The sequence below is a fragment of the Pseudomonas sp. M30-35 genome (assembly GCF_002163625.1).
Classification (GTDB): Bacteria; Pseudomonadota; Gammaproteobacteria; order Pseudomonadales; family Pseudomonadaceae; genus Aquipseudomonas.
Window position 1 is genome coordinate 3448230 of the sequence record NZ_CP020892.1, and the last position, 25697, is coordinate 3473926.

Consider the following 25697-nt stretch of genomic DNA (forward strand, 5'->3'; position numbering starts at 1 on the left):
ACAACGCAGGTACCCAGTCCACTCAGGGCCATAATTTATCCGCCAATTCCTATACTGAAGTTCAGTGCTAAAAATTAGCGGTAGTGCAGGAAGACGTTGTCTTTCCCAAACTGGTCACGCAATGCCTGAATCAAGCTGTCTGCTGGATTGATTCTCCAGTCCTCACCGAACTGCAAAAGCGCCTTGGCATCCGTGTTAGCGTAATCCATGGTGATCGGGCAAACACCACGATGTCGAGTGCATAAGTCCGCAAGCCAACGCAGCTTGTCCCCCTTCAGGGCATCACTGGCGATTCTCAAGCGTAGGCTATCAGCCAACCCAGTACGCGCTTCTTCCAAGCTCATCACCCGCTTAGCGCGCAAACGCAGGCCACCGGAGAAGTCATCATTACTGACTTCGCCTTCGACAACCACCAATGCATCACTTTGCAGCAATGCCTGATTACTGGCAAATGCATCGGCAAACAACGAGGCTTCTATTCGCCCGGAACGGTCATCCAGAGTAATGAAACCCATCTTGTCGCCCTTCTTGTTCTTCATCACCCGCAGGTTGACGATCAAGCCAGCAACCGTTTGTGTATCACGTGCGGGCTTGAGATCAATAATGCGCTGACGAGCAAAACGGCGCACTTCACCTTCATACTCATCAATTGGGTGACCCGTCAGATACAGGCCCAGGGTGTCTTTCTCACCCTTGAGACGCTCCTTGAGCGACAGCTCACGGGCGCGAAGGTGATTGGCGTAGACATCCTGCTCTTCATCGGCAAACACTCCACCGAACAGGTCCATGTGGCCGCTGTCATGACTACGCGCTGTTTGCTCAGCCGCTTGTACCGCCTCTTCCATTGCCGCCAGCAACACCGCACGATTGCGGTCAATATTGGCGTGGTAGGCCTTGATTTCTTCATGGAAGTGCGGGCCTAGGCGATCCAGTGCGCCGCTACGCAACAGTGCTTCCAAGGTTCGTTTGTTGATGCGCTTCAGATCAACCCGCGAACAGAAATCGAACAAATCCTTGAATGGGCCATCACGGCGCGACTCAACAATGGCCTCAACCGGGCCTTCACCGACGCCTTTGATGGCGCCGAGACCGTAAACAATCCAGCCTTCATCATTGACCGTGAACTTGAATTCGGAGGTATTTACGTCCGGCGCATCAAGGCGCAGCTTCATGCTGCGACACTCTTCAATCAAGGTGACGACTTTGTCGGTGTTGTGCATATCCGCCGACAATACGGCGGCCATGAAGGCAGCTGAGTGGTGAGCCTTGAGCCAAGCGGTCTGGTAAGAGAGTAAGCCGTAAGCCGCCGAGTGCGACTTGTTAAAGCCGTAACCCGCGAACTTCTCTACCAGGTCGAAGATGTTACCCGCAAGATCCGCATCAATACCGTTATTACTGCAGCCCTCAATAAAGCCGCCGCGCTGCTTGGCCATTTCTTCTGGTTTTTTCTTACCCATCGCACGGCGCAACATGTCTGCGCCGCCAAGGGTGTAGCCAGCCATAACCTGGGCGATCTGCATCACTTGCTCTTGATACAGAATAATCCCGTAGGTTGGCGCCAAAACCGGCTTCAAGCCATCGTATTGGTAATCTTGGTGCGGGTAAGAAATTGGCTCACGGCCGTGCTTACGGTTGATAAAGTCATCAACCATGCCGGACTGCAGCGGGCCCGGACGGAACAGCGCCACGAGTGCGATCATGTCTTCCAGGCAATCGGGCTTGAGCTTCTTGATCAGCTCTTTCATGCCGCGTGATTCAAGCTGGAATACCGCGGTCGTTTCAGCCTTTTGCAACATGGCAAACGTCGGCTTGTCGTCGAGCGGGATAAAGTCGATGTTCAGGTCAGGCAAGCCTTGCTTGGCCTGTTCGCGGTTGATGGTTTCCATCGCCCACTTGATGATGGTCAAGGTACGCAGACCCAAGAAGTCGAACTTAACCAGTCCTGCCGACTCGACATCATCTTTATCAAACTGGGTTACCAGACCATTACCTTCTTCATCGCAAGCAATCGGCGAGAAATCGGTGAGCTTGGTTGGCGCGATAACCACACCACCGGCGTGCTTGCCCGTGCCCCGGCAAATGCCCTCAAGCTTGAGCGACATTTCCCAGATTTCAGCAGCTTCCTCATCTGTCTTGAGGAAGTCACGCAGCGGCTCTTCCATCTCAAAAGCCTTGGCCAGCGTCATACCCACTTCAAACGGGATCATCTTCGACAGACGATCCGCCAGACCGTAAGACTTGCCTTGCGCCCGCGCTACGTCGCGCACCACGGCCTTGGCTGCCATCGTACCGAAGGTGATGATCTGACTAACCGCATTACGCCCGTATTTTTGCGCAACGTAATCAATCACACGGTCGCGACCATCCATGCAGAAGTCGACGTCAAAGTCGGGCATCGAGACCCGTTCGGGATTGAGGAATCGCTCGAACAGCAAGTCATACGCCAACGGATCAAGGTCAGTAATTTTCTGCACATAGGCCACCAGCGAGCCGGCGCCCGACCCACGGCCAGGGCCAACCGGAACGCCGTTGTTTTTGGCCCACTTGATGAAGTCCATTACGATCAGGAAGTAACCCGGAAACCCCATTTGAATAATGATATTCAATTCAAAGTTCAGGCGATCGACGTAGACCTGCTTCTTGGCTTCGTAGTCCGGCGTGTCCTTGGGTAGCAGCACCTCCAGACGTTCATCAAGACCATCGAATGAGACTTTGCGAAAGTACTCATCCATGGTCATGCCATCTGGAATCGGGAAGTTCGGCAGGAAATAGGTGCCCAACTGCACGTCGATATTGCAACGCTTGGCGATTTCAACGGTATTTTGTAGCGCCTCGGGCAAGTCGCTAAATAACGCGGCCATCTCTTCTGGCGACTTCAGGTATTGCTGATCGGAATACATACGCACTCGGCGCGGATCATCCAGCGGACGCCCCTCACCAATGCATACCCGCGTTTCGTGCGCTTCGTAATCATCCTGCATGATGAAGCGCACATCATTGGTCGCAACCAAAGGCGCAGCAAAACGCTCAGCCAGCGCCACGGCAGCATGCAAATGTTCTTCGTCGTTGATGCGATTGGTACGCTGTACTTCCAGGTAGAAGCGTTCAGGAAAGACGTCCATCCACTCTTTGAGTACGGCGTCAGCCAGTGCTTGATCCCCCGCCAACAAGGCCAGTCCGACCTCGCCCTCTTTCGAGCCCGACAGCGCGATCAAACCTTCGTTGGCCGCTTTAATCCAATCGCGCTGAATGATCACCAAGTCATTGCTCTGCCCTTCACTCCAGCCACGTGAAACCAGCTCAGTGAGGTTGCGATAGCCTTTGGCATTCATCGCCAACAAGGTCATACGCGTCAGCGGACCATCTTCGTAAGTGCTGGCCATCCAGATATCAGCCCCGCAAATAGGCTTGATACCGCCGCCCATTGCGGCTTTGTAGAACTTCACCAGCGAGCACATATTGCTCTGGTCAGTCACAGCTACTGCTGGCATGCCTGCGCCAGCGACTGCCTTGATCAGCGGTTTGACCCGGACCAGACCGTCGACCAGCGAAAATTCGGTGTGCACACGTAAATGGACGAACGAAGCAGTCATGACAGCCCTTACAAAACACAAAAACGACAAGGTTCGGATTGTACCGAACCTTGGGTAAAACATAAGCCTGAGATCACCAACCGTAACAGCTTAATCTGCTACGGCGGCTAAAAACTCAACAATCAAGCCTGTTTACGATCATCCCAGATGCCCGCCTCAAGCTTCTTTTGCACCTCTGGATACTGCGCCGCATCGAACGTCGGCAGCAGCCCGGCTTTACGCTGAGCGTTGTAGTCTTTGGCGAGCTTAAACACCAGGTTAGACAACAGCAGGATCGCAACCAGGTTAGTGATCGCCATCAAGCCCATTGACACATCCGCCAGATTCCAGACAAACGGCAATGATGCTAATGCGCCAAACATCACCATCCCCAAGACGACGAGCCGGAAGACCAATAGACCTGACTTATGGTTGTGCTCAAGGAATACCAAGCAGTTTTCCGCGTAGAAGTAATTCGCAACGATCGAAGTGAATGCGAAGAACAGAATAACCACAGTCAAAAAGTACTTAGCCCAACCGCCCAGTTCGCTGCTCAAAGCATCCTGAACCAAAGTGATACCCGTCGCTCCATCGGTTGGTACCTGTGCCAACAAAATGATTGCTGCCGATGCAGTACAAATCAACATGGTGTCGATAAACACACCCGCCATTTGTACATAACCTTGCGACACCGGGTGTGGCGGATAAGGCGTAGCAGATGCCGCCGCGTTTGGCGCCGAACCCATACCGGCTTCGTTTGAGAACAAGCCACGCTTGAAGCCGTTCATGATCGCCGCACCAATACCGCCAGCCGCCGCCTCATGCAAACCAAAAGCACTCTTGAAGATCAGCATCAATACTGCTGGGATTTCGCTGATATTGATGATGATGATCAGCACCGCAATCAACAAATAAGCTGCGGCCATGACCGGTACAGCCAGCTCGGAGAAGCGTGCAATCGAACGCAGGCCGCCAAAGATGATCATTGAGGTCATGACGACCAACCCCGCACCGATAACGGCAGACGCCACCGGAATCACGCTTTGACCGAGGCTGAAGGTTCCCCAATCCAGGGCAAATGCACCGGTCAAGGCATTACTGATGGTGTTGGCCTGCACCGAGTTAAAAACAAAACCAAAAGCGATGATCAGGAAGATCGAAAACAGAATCCCCATCCAGCGTGCATTCAGGCCCCGCTCCATGTAATACGCAGGACCGCCGCGGAACTGGCCTTTGTCATCTCGGGTTTTGAACAGTTGAGCCAAGGTTGCTTCAACGAAACCCGTGGCCATGCCAATCAAGGCAATTAACCACATCCAGAAAATCGCACCGGGACCACCCAAGGTAATCGCCACGGCAACACCGGCAATATTACCGGTCCCCACGCGCGCCGCCAGAGAGGTACAAAGCGCTTGGAAAGATGAAATACCCGAGTCATCACTCTGCCGACTGCCCTTGAGCACGGAGAAGATATGACCAAACTGGCGGAACTGGATAGCGCCCAGTCTGACCGTAAAATACAAACCACTACCGACCAACAGCCAGATAAGGATTTTGCCCCAGATTAAGTCATTGAGAATATCAACGACCTGAGTGGCGATATCTTGCATTGATCACTCCCTACCGCTCAACGCGGCTATCCATTGGGCCTTGTTTAGGCCCGGGAAAATTAAACTCTGACGCTACCGGTAACGACGAGCAAGACTGTGCATGCATAAACCGCTGCACATAATGAGTTTCAACTGAAAGTGGAGCAAAGCGGCGTTAAGCCAGTGTAGCCCCCTCAAAAGGACAGGGACTTTCCAACATTGCAGCCTGTAGCTGCATGTGAGGGTGCGACCAATCCGGTCAGTGAGGCGACACTTGAACCAAAAAACCGGGTTACTCAGGCAAGAGCGCGCGAACGGGAGCAAAGGAACGGCGATGGACCGGTGTCGGCCCTAAACGCCGGAGCGCTTCGAGATGCACCGCTGTTGGATAGCCTTTATGGCCAGCGATTCCATAACCGGGATATTGCAGATCCAGCGCCTGCATCTCACGGTCACGGCTGACTTTAGCCAGAATTGAAGCGGCGGCGATGGCAGGAACCTGACTATCGCCCTTAACCACAGCAGCGCTTGGCACCTGCAGTTGCGGGCAACGATTACCGTCGATAAGCGCCAGCTTTGGCGTAACGCTCAAGCCCTCGACTGCGCGCTGCATCGCCAACATGGTTGCATGGAGGATATTCAGTTGATCGATTTCCTCGACCTCAGCGCGAGCGATACACCAGGACAAGGCCTTCTCGCGAATCTCATCAAAGAGTTTTTCCCGACGCACTGCGGTGAGCTTCTTCGAGTCATTCAAACCCAGAATCGGCCGCGCCGGATCGAGAATAACCGCCGCAGTCACGACTGCGCCGCATAACGGACCGCGGCCAACTTCATCGACCCCGGCCACTAACTCTTCAACGGTGGAAAAATCCAGACCTAGTTGCATCAGCTGCGCCCAATCAATTCAAGCACCGCATCCGCAGCCTGAACCGAAGCATCACAACGTAATGTCCGGTGAATCTGGTCAAAGCCTAAAGTCTGCTCATGGCCATCGTCTACCAACGGCGCAAGCAACTGGGCCAATGCTTCCGGGGTTGCAGCGTCCTGAATCAACTCAGGAACCAACAAGCGCTCCGCCAGCAAATTAGGCAGCGAAATATAAGGGCTCTTGACCATGCGACTAAGGATTTTAAATGTCAGCGGTGCAACGCGATAAGCAACAATCATTGGGCGCTTATATAACAACGCTTCAAGCGTGGCCGTGCCAGAGGCAATCAACACCGCATCACAGGCCGCCAAGGCCAGGTGCGATTGACCATTGAGTAACTTCAGTGGCAGGTCGCGACCGGCTAGCATTTGTTCGATTTGCTCGCGCCGCTGCGGGTTTGCGCAGGGCACGACGAACTGGATGCCTGGGCGCAAGTTGCGTAATCGCTCAGCCGCATCAAAAAACACACTCCCCAAACGTGAAACTTCACCACCGCGACTGCCCGGCATTAGCGCAACCACGGGGCAATCAAGCGGCAGGTCGAGGGTTTCACGTGCGGTGTTGCGGTCAGCCTGCAGCGCAATTGTGTCTGCCAAAGGGTGCCCGACAAAACGCACCGGCACTTGATACTCGTCGTAGAACTTTGCCTCGAACGGAAACAGCGTCAGCATCAAGTCGCACGCTTCGCGAATTTTCAGCACACGTTTTTGCCGCCACGCCCACACGGAGGGACTGACGTAGTGCACGGTTTTGATTCCGGCACGGCGCAGCTTCAACTCCAGGTCGAGGTTGAAGTCAGGCGCATCAATACCAATAAAGACGTCTGGCTTGGCCGCAATCAGGTCGCGAAGTAAATGACGCCGCCGCTTGAGCAACTCAGGCAAGCGCCCAAGCACTTCAACCAAACCCATCACCGACAGCCGCTCCATCGGGAAGATTGACTGCAAACCTTCCGCTTCCATCAGCGGACCGCCGACACCGATGACTTCGACATCAGCATGACGCTGCTTCAAGGCTTGGATTAAACCGGCACCAAGGATGTCACCGGAAGCCTCACCCGCTACCAGAGCTACGCGTATGCGAGCCATACTTAACGAGTAATGCCGCGCTGGGATGCCTGAATTGAGTCACGGAACACCGCGACCTCAGGAAATTCGCTGGAAGGCTCCGCCAACTCTTTCAAAGCTTCCTCAATGGTCAGCCCTTGGCGGTAAACGGTTTTGTAGGCGCGGCGCAAGGCATGAATCGACTCTGCCGAGAAGCCACGACGACGCAAGCCTTCAAAGTTCATGCTGCGGGCTTCGGCTGGGTTGCCGGAAACCGTGACATAAGCCGGTACATCCTTGCCAATCGCGGTGCCCATACCGGCAAAGCTATGCGCGCCGATGTGGCAGAACTGATGAACCAGGGTGTAGCCAGACAAAATTGCCCAGTCACCAATGTGTACATGCCCGGCCAGCGCAACGTTGTTGACCAAGATGCAGTGATTACCGACAACACTGTCGTGACCGATGTGGGCATAAGCCATGATCAGGTTGTGGTCGCCGATTGTGGTTTCATCACGATCCTGAATCGTTCCGCGGTGCATGGTTACACCTTCGCGGATGATGTTGTGATCGCCAATAACCAGACGGGTTGGCTCACCCTTGTACTTGCGGTCGGGCGTGTCTTCGCCCAACGACGCGAATTGATAGACACGATTGTGTTTACCAATTCGAGTAGGCCCTTTGATAATCACATTAGGCCCAAGCACTGTACCCTCACCAATCTCTACATCGGGCCCGATAATCGCCCACGGGCCGACAGTAACGTCGTCAGCCAGCTTGGCAGCGGGATCGATAATGGCACGAGGGTCAATCAAACTCATAATTTGCGTTCCGCACAGATCACTTCAGCTGAACAGACTTCCTTGCCGTCGACACTGGCTTTACATTCGAACTTCCAGATACTGCGCTTGGTGCTGAGAAACTTAGCTTCCAAGATCAGACGGTCACCCGGAACAACCGGCTGACGAAAGCGTAGTTTATCCGAGCCTACAAAGTAGTACAGCGTACCGTCGCTCGGTTTCAGATCCATCATCTTGAAGCCAAGAATGCCTGCCGCCTGAGCCATCGCTTCGATGATCAGTACGCCGGGCATAATAGGATGCTCAGGAAAATGACCATTGAAGAATGGCTCATTGATGCTGACATTCTTATAGGCACGAATAGTCTTGCCTTCTACGTCTAGATTGTCGACGCGGTCTACCAGCAGAAACGGGTAGCGATGCGGCAAATACTCGCGAATTTCGTTGATGTCCATCATTTCCAGAGAAGCCTGTAGTAAAAAGAGAAGAGCACGACTTCAGCCGTGCTCAAGCATCAGATGAGGCGTTCCCGCTAGAAGTCACCGCAGCCAGCTGTTTTTCCAGCTGTTGCAGGCGGCGCGCCATATCGTCAAGTTGACGAATGCGTGCTGCACTTTTACGCCACTCACCTGCGGGTTGCATCGCTGTACCAGACGAATAAGAGCCTGGCTCAGTAATTGAACGAGTGACCATGGTCATACCCGTCACAAATACCCCATCACACACTTCGATGTGGCCAACCATGCCCACACCGCCTGCAATCATGCAGTTCTTGCCAATTTTGGTGCTGCCAGAAATACCGACACAGCCAGCCATGGCAGTGTTATCACCGACCTGAACGTTGTGCGCAATCATGATCTGGTTGTCCAGCTTGACGCCATTCCCTATCAGCGTGTCCGCCAAAGCGCCACGGTCGATAGTGGTATTAGCACCAATCTCAACATTATCACCGATGACCACGCCGCCAATCTGGGCAATTTTCTGCCAGACGCCTTTCTCGTTGGCGAAACCAAAGCCTTCGCCACCCAGAACTGCACCCGACTGAATCACCACAGCTTTGCCGATACGCACATCGTGATAAATCGTCACGCGCGGTGCTAACCAGCCACCTTCACCGATTACCGAGCGCGCACCAACAACACAATGCGCACCAACAGTCACACCAGCCGCAATGCTGGCACCGCTTTCAATCACCGCAAATGGGCCAATGCTGGCGGTCGCATCTACCTGAGCATCCGCAGCAACCAGCGCACTCGGATGAACCCCTGCAGCAGCAACCGGCTTGAGATCGAAGGCATGGGACAGTTCGGCATAAGCCAGGTACGGGTTCGCCACTATCAAGGCATCACCGCTGTAGCTTTCAGCATCAGCCACAGTCAACAATACCGCAGCGGCTTGGCAGCTTGCCAAGTGCTTGCGGTATTGCGGATTGGCTAGAAAACTCAGCTGCTGCGCATTGGCATCCTGCAAAGTCGCCAAACCGGTGATGACTTTATCAGCAGGACCACGCAGCGTAGCGCCGAGACGTTGGGCCAACTGACCCAACGTATAAACAGGTGAATTCATAATTAACGCAGCTGGTTCATGCGATCGATAACTTGGCGAGTGATGTCGTACTGAGGCTTGACATCAATAACTGCACCACGCTCGAGAACCAAGTCGAAACTGCCTTTCTTGATCACTTCTTCAACCGCTTTATCAAGGTTTGGCTTGAGTTTTTTCAGCATATCGCGATCAGCAACAGCCTTCTGCTCATTGAGTTCTTTGGACTGGAATTGGAAGTCACGGGCTTTTTGCTTGAAATCAAGCTCAAGACGCTCGCGATCAGCGGTCTGCAATTTCGTGCCGCCTTTTACCAAGCGATCCTGAATAGTCTTTGCATCGCTTTCCAGCTTCTTCAGCTTGCTCAATTGCGGGCCGAATTTTTTCTCAGCATCAACCGCGTAACGCTTGGCTGCATCAGACTCAAGCAAAGCCATTTGATAGTTCAGTACAGCAATTTTCATCTCTGCCATGGCCGGTGTCGCTACCGACAACATTGCAACGCTTAACAGTACAACTTGAGTAAATTTACGCACGGTACACTCCTGCAAAAATCCATTTTTGTTGATCGATCATCGATCGATTAAAACGTCTGACCAAGGGAGAACTGGAAGACTTGTGTATCAGCGTCATCCGGCTCTTTGATCGGCATTGCCAAGCTAAAGCTCAACGGGCCAAGTGCGGTAATCCAGGTCAAGCCAACGCCGACAGAACTGGCCATGTTACCCAGCTCGATGTTGCAACTGTCACTTTCCGCTTTCTGCGCAGAAGAGCAGTTGGTATCAAAGACATTACCCACATCCCAGAACAGCGATGTACGCAGCGAACGCTGATCCTTCACGAATGGCAGCGGGAACAACAATTCAGCGCCGCCCTGGATCAATACGTTACCACCGAATGGCAGCGGATCTTGGTCCGGGTCAGTGTAGCGACCGTTGGCGTCCTGAACCCCGTAAATGATTTCACCCTGGTCATTACGCACTACGCTCGGCGTACTGCGTGGACCTAAGCTACTGTCTTCAAAACCACGGACCGAGTTAAAACCACCTGCGTAATAGTGCTCATAGAACGGTAGCTCGGAGGTCGAACCATAGCTATCGCCATAACCCAACTGCGTATGGAAACGCATGGTGTAGTTATCGGTCAGCGGGGTGAAAATCTGGCCACGGTAATCCAGCTTGTAGAACGAAAGGTCGCTGCCTGGAATGGTGGTTTCAAGCACCAGGCTTTGCGAGTGTCCCCGGTTAGCCAGTACGCCACGGTTAAGCGTCGATTCAGACCAACCAATCGAGGCTTTAAAGTTCAGGTAGCTGTCACCTTCCTCTTCCAGGAAGTCATAGATTTCATCAACGGTGTAGATACCGGTGTCGATATCATCCTGCTGAACCGTCAGACCGTAGGTCAGACGCGAGGTTTCGCTAATTGGGTAGCCAATGCTCATACCCGCACCGTAGCTGTCTACCGAGTAGCTTGCGACGTCAGTGTCGAGCTCGTCATAGTCAGTTTCACGGAAGAACACGTTGTAACCCAGGCTGACGCCGTCTGGTGTCCAGTAGGGGTTTACGAAGCCAAAGTTATAGCGGCTCTGGTATTCACTACGAGTCAAACCAAGGCTGACCTTGTTACCCGAGCCGAGAAAGTTGTTCTGCGTGATCGAGCCGCCGAGGATCAAACCGGCGTTCTGAGCGAAACCAACGCTGGCAGTAATCGAGCCGGAAGCTTGCTCTTCAACACTGTAGTTAACGTCGATCTGGTCATCAGTACCCGGTACTGCTGGAGTCTCAACATTGACTTCCTTGAAGAAGCCAAGACGCTCAAGTCGGGTTTTCGACTGATCGATCAAGTAGGTTGAAGCCCAACCACCTTCCATCTGACGCATTTCACGGCGCAGAACTTCGTCTTCAGTTTTGGTGTTGCCACGGAAGTTGATGCGGTTCACGTAAGCACGCTTGCCCGGATCAACAACGAACATTACCGAGACCGTGTGATCATCGTCATGCGGCTCAGGTACACCGTTGACGTTAGCGAAGGTGTAACCCTCGTTACCTAGACGACGGGTGATCAGCTCAGAAGTTGTGGTCATCACTTTACGCGAGAAAACCTGGCCTTCTTTGACCAGCAACAACTTGCGAATTTCCTCTTCCGGGACTTTTAGGTCACCGCTTAGGCGCACGTCGCGAATCTTGTACTTCTCACCTTCATCAATATTGACGGTGATATAGACGTGCTTCTTGTCAGGGGTAATCGATACCTGAGTCGAAGCGATATCCATGTTGATATAGCCGCGGTCGAGGTAGTAAGAACGCAAGCGCTCCAAGTCGCCGGAGAGTTTCTCACGGGCGTACTTGTCGTCGTTTTTAAAGAACGACAACCAGTTGGTGGTCTTCAGCTCAAACAGGCTCTGCAAGTCTTCATCAGGGAAGACGCTGTTACCCACCACGTTGATGTGCTGAATAGAGGCAACTTCGCCTTCGTTGATGTTGACCTTCAACGCAACCCGGTTGCGCGGCTGCGGAATCACCTCAGTTTCAATCTCAGCCGAGTAACGACCCTGAGAGACGTATTGGCGTTGCAGTTCATTACGCACGCCTTCGAGGGTTGCACGCTGGAAAATCTCACCTTCTTCAAGGCCCGACTGATTGAGTCCTTTGAGGAGATCTTCGGTGGTGATCGCCTTGTTACCTTCGATTTCGATACTGGAAATCGAAGGGCGCTCAACCACGGTAATAACCAGCACATTGCCATCACGGCCAAGCTGGATATCCTGGAAGAAACCGGTTTTAAACAGATCACGCGTCGCTTCAACTAAAGAGCGATCATCGGCTTCACCACCGACATTTAACGGCAAGGCACCGAATACGCTGCCAGCGGACACACGTTGGAGGCCGTTGACTCGAATATCGGAGATGGTGAAGGACTCGGCGTGAACTTCGGCGATCATCAATGCGGCGAGAACCACAGGTAGCAGCAGACGTTTCATGAAGTCCTTTCTTATTCCAACTGGCGATAAAAACCTGCCGCTAAAGGCGACAGATTTGTAATTCAATAGCAGTTACAGACGACCCAGATCATTGACCAAGGCAAGTAACATCACCCCGACCACTAAACTGATGCCAATCTGCATCCCCCAACCTTGTACCCGTTCAGACAACGGTCGACCACGCACCCACTCGACGAGGTAAAAAAGCAGGTGCCCCCCATCTAGCACAGGGATAGGTAAAAGATTAAGAACCCCTAAGCTAATACTGAGATAAGCGAGGAAGTTTAAAAAATCCCCTATGCCCGACTCAGCTGAAGCGCCCGCCACTTTAGCAATGGTTATCGGCCCGCTCAAGTTTTTTACCGAGAGCTCGCCAAACAGCATTTTCTTTAGCGAGTCCAGAGTCAGCACACTCATGGTCCAAGTGCGCTTAATACTCTCTGCAACGGCCTCCAGAGGCCCGTAGCTGATTTCGCGGAGCATTTCCGGAGGCCAGTCGACAGGTTTGACTCCCGCGCCGAGGTAACCGGTCTGGGCACCTTTATCGCCTCGCGCCGCAAGCGTGACAGTCACCTCTTGCGATTGTCCCGCACGGATAATCTGCAATATTACCGACTTGCCTGGCAGTGCACGTACCTGATCAACCAGTTGCTGCCAATCTTTCAGCGGCTCGCCATCAAGCGTAACCAGCTCATCACCCGCCTGCAAACCTGCAGCGCCAGCTGGCCCTGCGGGGTCGATCTCAGCCAGTACGGGCTTTATTTCCGGGCGCCACGGACGAATCCCCAGCGCCGCAATCGGATCAGGCTCATCAACGCCTTGAAGCCAATTATCGAGTTTAATCTGCTCTGCGCTCTCAGCCGTAGAGCCTTGGTTCTTGACGGTGACATCAAGGACTCCGCTCTCACCCAGCCGCCGAACGAGCTGCAAATTAACCGCTGACCAACCATTAGTCGGCTCGCCATTTATTGCAACAATTTCTTGACCGGGCTGTAAACCAGCGTCTGCCGCCAGACTCGCCTCGGCCACCGCACCAATCACCGGGCGCACTTGCTGGCTACCCAGCAGCGCTACACACCAGAAAAACGCAATTGCTAACAGAAAGTTGGCAATCGGTCCGGCAGAAACGATAGCAATACGCTGGCCAACCGATTTGCGATTGAACGACAGATGGCCCTGCTCGGCAGGCACATCACCTTCGCGCTCATCGAGCATCTTGACGTAACCGCCTAGCGGAATCGCAGCCAGCACGAACTCCGTGCCCTGACGGTCATGCCAGCGCAATAACGGTGTACCGAAGCCGACCGAAAAACGCAGGACTTTTACACCACAGCGCCGCGCCACCCAGAAGTGACCAAATTCATGGAAAGTTACCAGCACCCCTAACGCAATCAAGGTGCCAGCAATCATATACAACGCACTCATCCCACTTCTCCGCGTTGATTAACGCATTGCTCTGCCAGAGCCCGTGCGCGGTGATCCGCAGCAAAGACATTTTCCAGGCATGTGACCGCAGTCGACGCCTCGCTGTTCAGTACGCTATCAATGATACTCGCGATTTGCGGAAAACTGATCTGGCGCTGTAAAAACGCTGCCACCGCAACTTCATTGGCAGCATTGAGCATTGTCGGCGCGGTGCCGCCGTGCTCTGCCGCCTCACGCGCCAAGCGCAAACACGGGAAGCGCTGCTCGTCAGGCGCCTCAAAATCCAGGCGAGCCACAGCAAACAGATCCAGCGCCGGAACGCCCGAGTCAATTCGCTCGGGCCATGCCAACGCATGACTAATCGGCGTGCGCATATCAGGATTGCCCAACTGAGCTAACACCGAGCCATCGACGTAGTCGACCAACGAATGAATAACGCTCTGCGGATGAATCACAACTTCGATCTGCGCAGGCTTTGCATCAAACAGCCAGCACGCCTCAATCAACTCAAGGCCTTTGTTCATCATACTGGCTGAGTCGACAGAGATTTTTCGCCCCATCGACCAATTCGGGTGCGCGCATGCTTGTTCTGGGGTAACCGTAGCCAACTGCTCCAGCGGTGTCTGCCGGAACGGGCCACCCGATGCAGTCAGCAAAATACGCCGTACCCCCACCCGCGCCAGACCACGCGAGTAGTCGCTGGGCAAACACTGGAAAATCGCGTTGTGCTCACTGTCGATCGGCAACAGCACAGCGCCACTTTTGCGCACGGCCTGCATAAACAAATCGCCAGACATCACCAGCGCTTCTTTGTTGGCCAGCAACACCTTCTTGCCAGCTGCAACTGCGGCAAGTGTCGGACGCAGACCTGCGGCACCCACAATAGCAGCCATGACAGTGTCCACATCGCTATGCGCAGCCACTTCACATAAGGCTGTTTCACCGAACAAAACCTGGGTTTTTGAACCTGCCGCAATCAATGCCGCCTGCAACTGCTCGGCGCTCGGCGCATCTGCCACCACAGCGAACACAGGCTTATGCCGTAAACACAGAACCTCAAGCTCAACCAGGCGGCTATGGCCGCTCAAGGCAAACACCTGATAACGGTCCGAATGCCGGGCAATCACATCAAGGGTACTTAAACCAATAGAGCCGGTGGCCCCCAATACAGTGATCTGCTGATGACTCACAGGCTGCCCCAACCAAACAACAGCAACAGCACAGCAAACACTGGAATGGCTGCGGTGAGACTATCGATACGATCCAACACACCACCATGACCCGGCAGTAAATGACTGCTGTCTTTAACCCCAGCTTGACGTTTGAACATGCTCTCAGTGAGATCGCCAACCACCGAAATCATCACCACTATCGCTGCGCCAACTAGCGCCCAGATCATTTCGCCAGCACTCCAGCCACGCACCACACCGACAACCAAGGTAATCAGCAGGCAAGTACACAAGCCACCGATCGCACCCTCCCAGCTTTTACCGGGGCTGACTTGCGGCGCCAGCTTGCGCTTACCAAAAGTTTTACCGGAAAAGTAAGCGCCAATATCAGCAGCCCACACCAGCACCATTACGGCGATAATCAGCCAGTTAGCCAGCGGCCATTGCTTGAACAGCACTAACCCCTGCCAAGCCGGCAGCAGAATCAATAAGCCGATGATTAACTTGCGTGGCGCACCCGCCCAGAACTGGCTGCTCTGCGGGTAACCCAGAACCAGCCAAGTGGCGACGCCCCACCAGATAACCCCCAGCAAGAGCATCGGCGTAGCCAGAATTGGCAGGAGATAGAGTATCCAGCACAACACTGCAACCAGTGCAGCATAAGCAATGCGTGATGGCTGCGACTCAAAACCGGCTAGACGCGCCCACTCCCAACCACCGAGACTGACCACTGCGCCGATAAACAGTGCGAACGCAGCGCCATCAAGCAGAAAGAAGCCAGCCAGCGCGATAGGTAACAACACCAGCGCAGTGATTACTCGTTGTTTAAGCATTGTGCGCCTCAGACTCTACCTGCGCGCTAGTCTTACCAAAGCGCCGCTGTCTGGTGGCGTAGTCAGCAAGCGCATGACGCATCGCGTCGTGCTTGAAGTCAGGCCAGAACAGGTCGGTGAAATACAGTTCACTGTAGGCTAATTGCCACAGCAGGAAATTACTGATGCGGTGCTCACCACCGGTACGAATGCACAGATCAGGTAACGGTAAGTCACCAGTTGCCAGGCAGCTTTGCAGCAGTTGTGGGGTAATATCGTTGGGCTGCAAATGCCCACCCTGCACTTCACGGGCAAGACGCTGCGCCGCCTGAGCAATATCCCACTGACCGCCGTAGTTGGCGGCGATTTGCAGGATAAAGCGTTTCTCACCGGCTGTTTGCGCCTCAGCCTCGCGCATTGCAGTTTGCAACTCGGGATGAAAACGCGAGCGATCGCCAATTATCCGCAAGCTGATGTCATTCTCATTGAGCTTGCGCGTTTCACGGCGCAAAGCACTCATGAACAGCTCCATCAGCGCGCCGACTTCATCAGCCGGGCGCTGCCAGTTCTCACTGGAGAACGCAAACAGGGTCAGCACCTCGACCCCGGCTTCCGCGCACACCTCAATTACCGCACGCACCGCATCAACACCGGCTTTATGGCCAGCAACACCCGGCAACAGGCGCTTTTTCGCCCAGCGGTTGTTGCCATCCATAATCACGGCCACATGGCGCGGCACTATAGCTGCCGGGCCACCGTCTTTGGCTTTATCCATAACGATTCCTGACCGTCAGACGGCCATCAGATCCGCTTCCTTGTTTTCCAGTGCCTTATCGACTTCGGCCACATACTTGTCGGTTAGCTTCTGGATTTCATCAGCGGCGCGACGTTCTTCGTCCTCGCTGATTTCTTTTTCTTTTTCCAGGTCCTTGAGCTGCGCCAAGGCATCACGACGGATGTTGCGCACGGCAACACGGGCGTTTTCAGCTTCAGCACGCGCCTGCTTGGTGTAGCCCTTGCGCGTTTCTTCGGTCAGCGCAGGCATTGGCACCCGAATAGTGGTGCCAGCAGTCGCAGGATTGAGGCCGAGATCGGAAGTCATGATGGCTTTTTCAACAGCCTGGATCATGCCCTTGTCAAATACAGACAGCGCCAAGGTGCGCGAATCTTCAGTGACCACGTTGGCGACTTGGCGCAACGGCGTATCAGTACCGTAGTAGGACACCATCACACTGTCGAGGATGCTTGGGTGCGCACGACCAGTACGAATTTTGGCAAAAGCGACATTCAGCGACTCTAGGCTCTTGGCCATGCGTGACTGGGTGTCTTTCTTAATCTCGTTAATCATTCTTCACCTTCCTCGATCAGGGTACCTTCAGCGCCACCGACAACAACGTTCAACAGGGCGCCTGGCTTATTCATATTGAAGACTCGCAGCGGCATATTATGGTCGCGGCACAGGCAGATGGCAGTCAGATCCATCACCCCAAGCTTGCGATCCAGCACCTCATCATAGGTAAGGCGCTCAAATTTCTCTGCGTGCGGATCTTTAAATGGATCCGCAGTGTATACGCCATCGACTTTAGTCGCCTTCAATACCACGTCCGCATCGATCTCGATTGCGCGCAGGCACGCAGCCGAGTCAGTGGTAAAGAAAGGATTACCGGTGCCAGCAGCGAAAATCACCACTTCACCAGTCTTCAGATGGCGCATGGCCTTACGACGATCGTAGTGATCAGTCACACCGACCATGGAAATCGCAGACATCACGATTGCCGGGATATTCGAACGTTCCAGCGCGTCGCGCATGGCCAAGGCGTTCATCACAGTGGCCAGCATACCCATGTGATCGCCAGTCACTCGGTCCATTCCGGCTGCGCTCAGCGCGGCACCACGGAACAAGTTACCGCCACCAATTACCAGGCCAACTTGCAAGCCGATACCTACCAACTGCCCCACTTCAAGGGCCATGCGATCGAGCACCTTGGGATCGATACCAAACTCTTCCGATCCCATCAGGGCTTCGCCGCTTAGTTTGAGCAGAATGCGCTTATAACGCGGTTGACGACCACTCACCTGCTGAGCCATACAATTCTCTCCTGCGGCGTTAAAATTCTAAGAAACCCTGAAAAACTACTGCGCTAGGTATTGCGGCGTTGAAACGCTGCTCAAAATGCTCATTTAGGACAACTAAAGTCGAGCGCGACTACGGTCGCTTTCTCGCACCCATTGCCCTGCACTCCCTTCCTTCGCTCGCCACCTTTTTCAGCGGATTCCTATGCGGGTAATACAGCCCACAATTATCGAGTACTTCGGCAACAGTCGGGGCTTTTAAATCACAAAAGCCGGAAAATATTTTTCCAACCGACCAAGGCAAGCCTTTGAAAACGCCTTGAGCAACAAAAAGCCAAGTCAGAAGACGCCATAACCGTGCAGTTTACTAGAGCTAACCTGCAGCGTAAGCAGCTTTTAACCTGAGCCGATTGGCTCACTCGCTTTCAGGGGCATCCTAAATTGCCTCCCTAGTTCGACAAAAAGGCCGCACGCATAAGCGGGCAGCCTCTTTGGGACGACAGTTTTTAGACCGTCTTACTGCTTGCTGGAAGCCAGCTGTGCAGCTACTTCAGCAGCGAAGTCAGTTTCGCCTTTATCGATACCTTCACCCACTTCGTAGCGAGTGAACGAAACGATTTCAGCGCCAGCTTTCTTCACCAGCTCGCCAACCTTGATGCTGTCGTCTTTAACGAAAGCTTGCTCAACCAGGCTCGCTTCAGCCAAGAACTTGCTGATACGACCAGCAACCATCTTCTCAACGATTTCAGCAGGCTTGCCTTTGATTTTCTCTTCGTTCAGCGCCAGGAAGATTTCTTTTTCCTTGGCAACTGCTTCTTCAGAGACTTCAGCCGAGCTCAGGAACTGAGGGTTGCTAGCCGCTACGTGCATGGCAACTTCTTTAGCCAGCTCAACGTCGCCGCCTTTCAGAGCAACCAGAACGCCGATACGGTGACCGTGCAGGTAAGAACCAACAACGTCAGCTTCAACGCTCGACAGGCGACGAATGTTTACGTTCTCGCCAACTTTAGCAACCAAGGCTTCACGATCAGATTCCATGGCCGCAACCAGTGGAGCTGCGTCAGTCATGTTCTCAGCGAAAGCTTTGTCGATGCTGCTGCTGACGAAGTTCTTGAAATCGTCTTGCAGAGCCAGGAAGTCAGTCTGGGAGTTGACTTCGATGATCAGCGCGCGCTTGTTATCACCAGCCAATTTGATTGCGATAGCACCTTCAGCAGCGATGTTACCGGCTTTCTTGGCAGCCTTGATGGCACCAGCAGCACGCATATCGTCGATTGCTTTTTCGATGTCGCCACCAGCAGCAGTCAGGGCTTTTTTACAGTCCATCATGCCTTGGCCAGTACGCTCACGCAGTTCTTTAACTAGGGCTGCAGTAATCTCTGCCATGTTCGAAATCCTCTTAGGTAGGTCTTCAACCATCTCACCCGCCAGGCGGGCGATGAATTCTATAAGTGACAAAAAGGGGGCTAAGCCCCCTTTTTGCGCAGCGAGTAACGCTTACTGCTTAGCCTTGAGCGGCTTCAGCAGCCGGGGCTTCAGCGACGAATTCGTCGGTGCCACCGTTAGCATTGCTACGACCACGTACAACTGCGTCAGCCATAGCACCCATGTACAACTGGATGGCACGGATGGCGTCGTCGTTACCTGGGATGATGTAATCAACACCTTCCGGGCTGCTGTTGGTATCAACAACGCCAATTACTGGAATGCCCAGCTTGTTGGCTTCGGTGATAGCAATGCGCTCGTGATCAACGTCGATAACGAACAGAGCGTCTGGCAGACCGCCCATATCCTTGATACCACCCAGGCTGCGATCCAGTTTTTCCAGATCACGAGTGCGCATCAGGGCTTCTTTCTTAGTCAGCTTGGTGAAAGTGCCGTCTTGCGCCTGAACTTCAAGATCACGCAGACGCTTGATCGAAGCACGGATGGTTTTGTAGTTAGTCAGCATGCCGCCCAACCAGCGGTGATCGACGAACGGAGAGTTGCAGCGAGCTGCTTCTTCACGAACGATCTTGCCAGCAGAACGCTTGGTGCCAACGAACAGAATCTTGTTTTTACCGGAAGCCAGCTTCTCAACGAACGACAGTGCGTCGTTGAACATTGGCAGGGTTTTTTCAAGGTTGATGATGTGAATCTTGTTACGCGAACCGAAGATGTACTTACCCATTTTCGGGTTCCAGTAACGGGTCTGGTGGCCGAAGTGCACACCGGCCTTCAGCATATCGCGCATATTGACTTGGGACATGGTCGTTCCTTAATTAAGTCGGGTTAGGCCTCCACGCATCCCAATCTCCAACCATTTGCAGAACAAACGGCACCCAGGAAATCGTGTCGATACGTGTGTGGGTTTATGCTTTTGGACAGACTGCCCATGAAAGCGGCGCGTTTTATACCACAATAACCGCCTACAAGCTACACATCGATTACAGCAAAACTTCAGAGCAGTTACCTTTGCCCTTATAGAATGCACCTCTAAGCTGTTACCATATGCCACTTTTATGCATGTCCGAGACCCTATATGACCGTCACCATCAAATCGCTCGAGGAAATCGAAAAAATGCGCATCGCCGGCCGCTTGGCCGCTGACGTGCTGGAAATGATCGGCGAACACGTCAAACCCGGTGTTACCACTGAGGAACTCGACCGCATCTGCCACGACTATATCGTTAACGTGCAGCAGGCTATCCCTGCCCCGCTTAACTATAAAGGTTTTCCAAAGTCGATCTGCACCTCGATCAACCACGTAGTCTGCCACGGCATTCCTAACGAGAAGCCGCTGAAAGAAGGCGACGTGCTGAACATCGACATCACCGTGATCAAAGACGGTTACCACGGCGACACCAGCAAGATGTTCATGGTTGGTAAAGTGCCAGAGTGGGCTGAACGCTTGGCCAAAATCACCCAAGAGTGCATGTATAAAGGCATCGAGCTGGTCAAGCCAGGCGCGCATTTGGGCGATATAGGTGAAGTGATTCAGAAGCACGCCGAGAAAAACGGTTTTTCTGTGGTTCGCGAATACTGCGGCCACGGCATTGGCGCTGTATTTCACGAAGAGCCACAAGTGCTGCATTACGGTCGCGCTGGCACCGGCATGGAACTTAAGGAAGGCATGACCTTCACCATTGAGCCGATGATCAACCAAGGCCGCGCCGAAACTCGCCTGCTGGGCGATGGCTGGACCGCCATCACCAAGGATCGCAAGCTTTCGGCACAGTGGGAGCACACGATTCTGGTGACTGCCAACGGCTACGAAATCTTCACCCTGCGCAGCGACGATACAATTCCACGCGTATCAGCTTGATACGCGCAGGTTGCTACACCGGCAATCAATTCTGATTGAGTCTCTTGTCGCGCTACATAAGGAAGGCCGTTGCATGCCTCAGGTAGATCCTCAGCTGTTCGACCGCGGGCAGTTCCAAGCGGAACTGGCCTTGAAGTCCAGCCCGATCGCAGCCTTCAAAAAAGCCATTAAGCGCGCCAACGACGTGCTTAATGCCCGCTTTTACGAAGGCCGTGAAGTACGCCGTTTGATTGAGGATCGCGCTTGGTTTGTTGACCAAATTCTGCGCGAAGCCTGGCTGCGCCTGGACTGGTCGGAAGATGCCGACATTGCCTTGCTCGCCGTTGGCGGCTACGGCCGTGGCGAGTTGCATCCATTTTCCGATATCGACCTGCTGATATTGCTCGACAATGCCGATCACGAAACCTTTCGCGAACCGATTGAACAGTTCCTTCTGCTGCTTTGGGATATTGGTCTGGAAGTGGGCCAAAGCGTGCGCTCGGTCAATGAGTGCGCCGAAGAGGCGCGAGCCGACCTGACCGTCATCACCAACTTGATGGAAAGCCGCACCATCGCTGGCCCAGAGCGTCTTCGTCAGCGCATGCAGGCGGTGACCAGCACGGAGCAAATGTGGCCAAGCCAAGAGTTCTTCCTGGCCAAACGCAAAGAGCAGCGCGCCCGTCACGCCAAATATAACGATACCGAGTACAACCTCGAGCCCAACGTCAAAGGCTCGCCGGGCGGCCTGCGTGATATCCAGACCATTCTCTGGGTCGCACGTCGGCACTTCGGTACGCTCAACCTGCAATCGATGATTGAGCAGGACTACCTGCTGAAAACCGAGTACACCATGCTCGCCGCCAGCCAGGACTTTTTGTGGAAGGTGCGCTATGCCCTGCATATGCTCGCAGGCCGCGCTGAAGACCGACTGCTGTTCGATCATCAGGCGCAGATCGCCGAACTCTTGGGTTTCGAGACCAACAAGAACAAGCGTGGCATCGAGCACTTCATGCAGAAGTACTACCGCGTGGTGATGGGGGTTGCTGAACTTAGCGACCTGATCAAACAGCACTTCGAAGAGCAGATATTGCGTGCAGGTGAACGCGGTACCGCCACCGGCTTGAATAGCCGGTTCCAACTACGCGATGGCTATATCGAGGTGACGCACCCGAATGTCTTCAAGCGCACCCCGTTCGCGATTCTCGAAGTGTTCGTGCTCATGGCTCAGCATCCGCATATAAAGGGTGTCTGTGCTGACAGTATTCGCTTGCTGCGCGATCACCGACACTTGATCGACGATGAGTTTCGCAACGACATTCGTAACACCAGCCTGTTTATCGAGCTGTTCAAAAGCCCCTCGGGGATCCATCGCAACCTACGCCGGATGAACCGTTACGGCATTCTTGGGCGCTATTTACCTGAGTTTGGCCATATCGTCGGACAGATGCAGCACGACCTGTTTCATATCTTCACGGTCGATGCGCACACCCTGAATTTGATTAAGCACCTGCGCAAATTCAAATGGGTCGAGATGGCCGAGAAGTTTCCGCTGGCCAGCAAGCTCATGGATAAACTGCCCAAGCCCGAGCTTATTTACCTGGCGGGCCTGTATCACGACATAGGCAAAGGTCGTGGCGGTGATCACTCGGAGCTCGGCGCAGTGGACGCTGAGGCGTTTTGTGCGCGCCATCAGCTGCCCGACTGGGACAGCAAGTTGATTGTCTGGCTGGTTCAGCATCACCTGACCATGTCGACCACCGCGCAACGCAAAGACTTGTCAGACCCGCAAATCATCCATGACTTTGCCATGCTCGTCGGCGATCACACGCACCTTGATTATCTCTACGTGCTGACCGTTGCCGATATCAACGCGACCAACCCGACGTTGTGGAACTCATGGCGTGCCAGCTTGCTGCGCCAGCTCTACACCGAAACCAAACGCGCACTGAATCGCGGCCTGGAAAACCGTCTTGAACGTGAAGAGCAGATCCGCCTCACGCAAACAGCGGCGCTGGATACCTTGGTCCGCAGCGGTACAGATCCTGACGAGGCCGAGCAACTCTGGTCGCACCTCGGTGACGATTACTTCCTGCGCCATACGGCCAGCGATGTGGCCTGGCATACCGAGGCCATCATCCAGCACCCGAACGATGGCAATCCGCTGGTTTTGATCAAGGAAACCACTCAGCGCGACTTCGAGGGCGGCACCCAACTGTTCATTTATGCACAGGACCAACACGACTTCTTCGCCGTGACGGTGGCGGCAATGGCTCAGTTAAACCTGAACATTCATGACGCCCGAATCCTCACTTCGACCAGCCAGTTCACCCTCGACACCTATATTGTGCTTGAAGGTGACGGCAGCTCAATTGGTGATAACCCAGCGCGTATCATGCAAATTCGCCAAGGCCTGATTGATGCGTTGATCAACCCGGATGACTACCCGAATATCATTCAACGTCGCGTACCGCGCCAGCTCAAGCACTTTGACTTCGCACCGCGGGTGACCATTCACAATGACGCCCAGCGCCCGTTGACAGTGATTGAGCTGACCGCACCTGATCGCCCCGGACTGCTAGCCCGAATTGGACGCATCTTTCTTGATTTCGACTTGTCTATCCAGAACGCAAAAATTGCGACGTTGGGCGAGCGCGTAGAAGACGTATTCTTCGTGACCGACGCCAACAACCAGCAACTTTCAGATCCAGAGCTTTGTATGCGCTTACAGGAAACCATTGTCTCGCAGCTAAGCGACGCCAGCACAGTGGGCAGTGAGCCGAGCAAAATTACCATTTGAACCCGACAGCCGCCGCCAGGCTGGTATGCCCAGCGGCTAAGACGTTGCCAGGAATAAACCATGAATGACGCGTTAAACCAGTTGCAGCCCTACCCGTTCGAGAAACTCCGCGCCTTGCTTGGCAGCGTGACGCCGAACGCAGAGAAAAAGGCTATCGCCCTGTCCATTGGCGAACCCAAGCATCGCTCGCCTGATTTCGTAGCCAAAGCGCTGAGCGATAACCTTGAGCAACTGGCTGTCTACCCGACTACCCTGGGTATTGCCGCACTGCGCGAAGCCATCGCCAATTGGGCCAGCAAGCGCTTTAACCTGCCAGTTGGCGCGCTCGACCCTGCCCGCAATGTGTTGCCGGTCAACGGTACGCGTGAGGCGTTGTTTGCCTTCACCCAAACGGTGGTCAAACGTGCGCAAACCGGCGAACAGCCTGGTTATGTGATCAGTCCGAATCCGTTTTATCAAATCTATGAAGGCGCAGCACTGCTCGCTGGCGCAGAGCCGCACTACCTGCCTTGCCTGGAGCAGCATGGCTTCAACCCTGATTTTGCAGCCGTCAGCGATGACGTCTGGCAACGCTGTCAGATTCTGTTTCTGTGCTCACCCGGCAACCCAACGGGCGCGCTGATTCCGCTGGACACCCTGAAAGAACTGATCAAACTGGCTGACAAGTTTGACTTCGTGATTGCCTCGGACGAGTGCTACAGCGAGCTCTACTTTGATGAAGCCAACCCACCCGCCGGGCTGCTTACCGCCTGCGCTGAATTGGGCCGCAACGATTTTAAACGCTGCGTGGTATTTCACAGCCTGTCGAAACGCTCTAACCTGCCGGGATTGCGCTCCGGGTTTGTGGCTGGCGATGCCGACATACTGAAATCTTTCCTGCTGTATCGTACCTACCACGGCTGTGCGATGCCGGTGCAGACGCAGTTGGCTAGCATTGCGGCATGGACCGATGAGGCTCACGTACTCGCTAACCGCGACCTGTACCGCGAGAAATTTGATGCCGTGCTGGCGATTCTCGATGGCGTGCTTGACGTACAGCGCCCGGACGGCGGCTTTTATCTGTGGGCGAAAACCCCAATAGATGACGAACAGTTCAGCCGTGATTTGTATGCCCAGGAGCACGTAACTGTCGTGCCCGGCTCATACCTGTCACGCAGCGTTAATGGTCATAACCCTGGCGCGGGTCGCGTACGCATGGCGCTGGTCGCGCCGTTGGCTGAGTGCGTTGAAGCGGCAGAACGGATTCGTCAGTTTGTGAAGAATGACTAAGGCGAGCATTTTAACGCTATCGCCTGCACGGCTTTAAGAGGTTGATTGAATGAGCAATACCCTATTTGGCATCAAAGCCTGTGACACCATGAAAAAGGCTCGTACCTGGCTCGACGAGCACGCTGTAAGCTACCAATTTCATGATTACAAAGCCGTGGGCATTGACCGCGGCAACCTGGAAAAGTGGTGCAACGAACATGGCTGGGAAGTTGTACTCAACCGTGCTGGCACCACCTTCCGCAAGCTGGATGAGGCGCAGAAAAGCGACCTCGACCAGAACAAGGCCATCGAGTTGATGCTGGCCCAACCGTCGATGATTAAACGCCCAGTCCTTGATCTAGGCGATAGAACCCTGGTGGGTTTCAAACCTGACCGTTATGCAGCCGAGCTGGCCTAACGCATTTCTTAA

General features: G+C 54.0%; 21 protein-coding genes. 4 read left to right on the forward strand and 17 right to left on the reverse strand.

Annotated elements, in window-relative coordinates; translation table 11 throughout:
* Positions 1 to 74: 74 nt before the first annotated feature.
* From dnaE to rpsB, 17 genes are all read right to left on the reverse strand, one after another.
* The gene (gene dnaE, locus B9K09_RS15950; RefSeq protein WP_087517743.1) at positions 75 to 3593 is read right to left on the reverse strand and encodes a DNA polymerase III subunit alpha; all 3519 of its coding nucleotides are present in this window, start codon (positions 3591 to 3593) and stop codon (positions 75 to 77) included.
* A gap of 122 nt (positions 3594 to 3715) precedes the next feature.
* Positions 3716 to 5182, reverse strand: coding sequence for a sodium:alanine symporter family protein (locus B9K09_RS15955; protein WP_087517744.1), 1467 nt, complete (start codon positions 5180 to 5182; stop codon positions 3716 to 3718).
* Between the two features lie 271 nt (positions 5183 to 5453).
* Positions 5454 to 6050 (reverse strand): ribonuclease HII, encoded by a 597-nt coding sequence (gene rnhB / locus B9K09_RS15960; protein ID WP_087517745.1) that lies wholly within the window; start codon positions 6048 to 6050, stop codon positions 5454 to 5456.
* Positions 6050 to 7180: a lipid-A-disaccharide synthase gene (gene lpxB / locus B9K09_RS15965; RefSeq protein ID WP_087517746.1), complete on the reverse strand. Its 1131-nt coding sequence runs from the start codon at positions 7178 to 7180 to the stop codon at positions 6050 to 6052. The genes rnhB and lpxB overlap by 1 nt, the downstream gene beginning before the upstream one ends.
* A gap of 2 nt (positions 7181 to 7182) precedes the next feature.
* Positions 7183 to 7959, reverse strand: coding sequence for an acyl-ACP--UDP-N-acetylglucosamine O-acyltransferase (lpxA, locus tag B9K09_RS15970; protein WP_087517747.1), 777 nt, complete (start codon positions 7957 to 7959; stop codon positions 7183 to 7185).
* Positions 7956 to 8396, reverse strand: a complete 441-nt coding sequence (fabZ, locus tag B9K09_RS15975) for a 3-hydroxyacyl-ACP dehydratase FabZ (protein ID WP_087517748.1) — start codon at positions 8394 to 8396, stop codon at positions 7956 to 7958. The genes lpxA and fabZ overlap by 4 nt, the downstream gene beginning before the upstream one ends.
* A 49-nt stretch (positions 8397 to 8445) precedes the next feature.
* Complete coding sequence (lpxD, locus tag B9K09_RS15980) at positions 8446 to 9504, reverse strand: UDP-3-O-(3-hydroxymyristoyl)glucosamine N-acyltransferase (protein WP_087517749.1); 1059 nt, start codon at positions 9502 to 9504, stop codon at positions 8446 to 8448.
* Positions 9505 to 9506: 2 nt separating this feature from the next.
* Positions 9507 to 10016, reverse strand: a complete 510-nt coding sequence (locus tag B9K09_RS15985) for an OmpH family outer membrane protein (RefSeq protein ID WP_087517750.1) — start codon at positions 10014 to 10016, stop codon at positions 9507 to 9509.
* A 47-nt stretch (positions 10017 to 10063) separates the two neighbouring features.
* Positions 10064 to 12460 (reverse strand): outer membrane protein assembly factor BamA, encoded by a 2397-nt coding sequence (gene bamA, locus B9K09_RS15990; RefSeq protein ID WP_087517751.1) that lies wholly within the window; start codon positions 12458 to 12460, stop codon positions 10064 to 10066.
* Between the two features lie 72 nt (positions 12461 to 12532).
* Positions 12533 to 13885 carry a sigma E protease regulator RseP gene (rseP, locus tag B9K09_RS15995; RefSeq protein WP_087517752.1) on the reverse strand — a complete coding sequence of 451 codons (1353 nt, stop codon included), beginning with the start codon at positions 13883 to 13885 and terminating at the stop codon, positions 12533 to 12535.
* A complete protein-coding gene (gene ispC / locus B9K09_RS16000) occupies positions 13882 to 15075 on the reverse strand; it encodes a 1-deoxy-D-xylulose-5-phosphate reductoisomerase (RefSeq protein WP_087517753.1) in 1194 nt (397 codons plus the stop codon). Before ispC ends, rseP begins: the two co-directional genes overlap by 4 nt.
* Complete coding sequence (locus tag B9K09_RS16005; protein ID WP_087517754.1) at positions 15072 to 15887, reverse strand: phosphatidate cytidylyltransferase; 816 nt, start codon at positions 15885 to 15887, stop codon at positions 15072 to 15074. The genes ispC and B9K09_RS16005 overlap by 4 nt, the downstream gene beginning before the upstream one ends.
* Complete coding sequence (gene uppS / locus B9K09_RS16010; protein ID WP_087517755.1) at positions 15880 to 16641, reverse strand: polyprenyl diphosphate synthase; 762 nt, start codon at positions 16639 to 16641, stop codon at positions 15880 to 15882. Before uppS ends, B9K09_RS16005 begins: the two co-directional genes overlap by 8 nt.
* A 15-nt stretch (positions 16642 to 16656) precedes the next feature.
* Entirely contained in the window at positions 16657 to 17214 is a 558-nt protein-coding gene (gene frr / locus B9K09_RS16015; protein WP_087517756.1) for a ribosome recycling factor, read from the reverse strand.
* Entirely contained in the window at positions 17211 to 17954 is a 744-nt protein-coding gene (gene pyrH, locus B9K09_RS16020; RefSeq protein ID WP_087517757.1) for a UMP kinase, read from the reverse strand. The genes frr and pyrH overlap by 4 nt, the downstream gene beginning before the upstream one ends.
* Before the next feature lie 501 nt (positions 17955 to 18455).
* Positions 18456 to 19325, reverse strand: coding sequence for a translation elongation factor Ts (gene tsf, locus B9K09_RS16025; protein WP_087517758.1), 870 nt, complete (start codon positions 19323 to 19325; stop codon positions 18456 to 18458).
* A gap of 118 nt (positions 19326 to 19443) precedes the next feature.
* Positions 19444 to 20187 (reverse strand): 30S ribosomal protein S2, encoded by a 744-nt coding sequence (rpsB, locus tag B9K09_RS16030; RefSeq protein ID WP_087517759.1) that lies wholly within the window; start codon positions 20185 to 20187, stop codon positions 19444 to 19446.
* A gap of 273 nt (positions 20188 to 20460) precedes the next feature.
* Here rpsB and map point away from each other — a divergent pair, with 273 nt between their 5' ends.
* The 4 genes from map to B9K09_RS16050 all read left to right on the forward strand — a co-directional run bounded on the left by map (position 20461) and on the right by B9K09_RS16050 (position 25685).
* Positions 20461 to 21243: a type I methionyl aminopeptidase gene (gene map, locus B9K09_RS16035; protein ID WP_087517760.1), complete on the forward strand. Its 783-nt coding sequence runs from the start codon at positions 20461 to 20463 to the stop codon at positions 21241 to 21243.
* A gap of 73 nt (positions 21244 to 21316) precedes the next feature.
* On the forward strand, positions 21317 to 24019 hold the full coding sequence (locus tag B9K09_RS16040; RefSeq protein ID WP_087517761.1) for a [protein-PII] uridylyltransferase: 2703 nt from the start codon (positions 21317 to 21319) through the stop codon (positions 24017 to 24019).
* 60 nt (positions 24020 to 24079) lie between these two features.
* Positions 24080 to 25288, forward strand: a complete 1209-nt coding sequence (gene dapC, locus B9K09_RS16045) for a succinyldiaminopimelate transaminase (RefSeq protein ID WP_087517762.1) — start codon at positions 24080 to 24082, stop codon at positions 25286 to 25288.
* Positions 25289 to 25337: 49 nt separating this feature from the next.
* Positions 25338 to 25685 (forward strand): ArsC family reductase, encoded by a 348-nt coding sequence (locus tag B9K09_RS16050; protein ID WP_087517763.1) that lies wholly within the window; start codon positions 25338 to 25340, stop codon positions 25683 to 25685.
* Positions 25686 to 25697 lie beyond the last annotated feature (12 nt).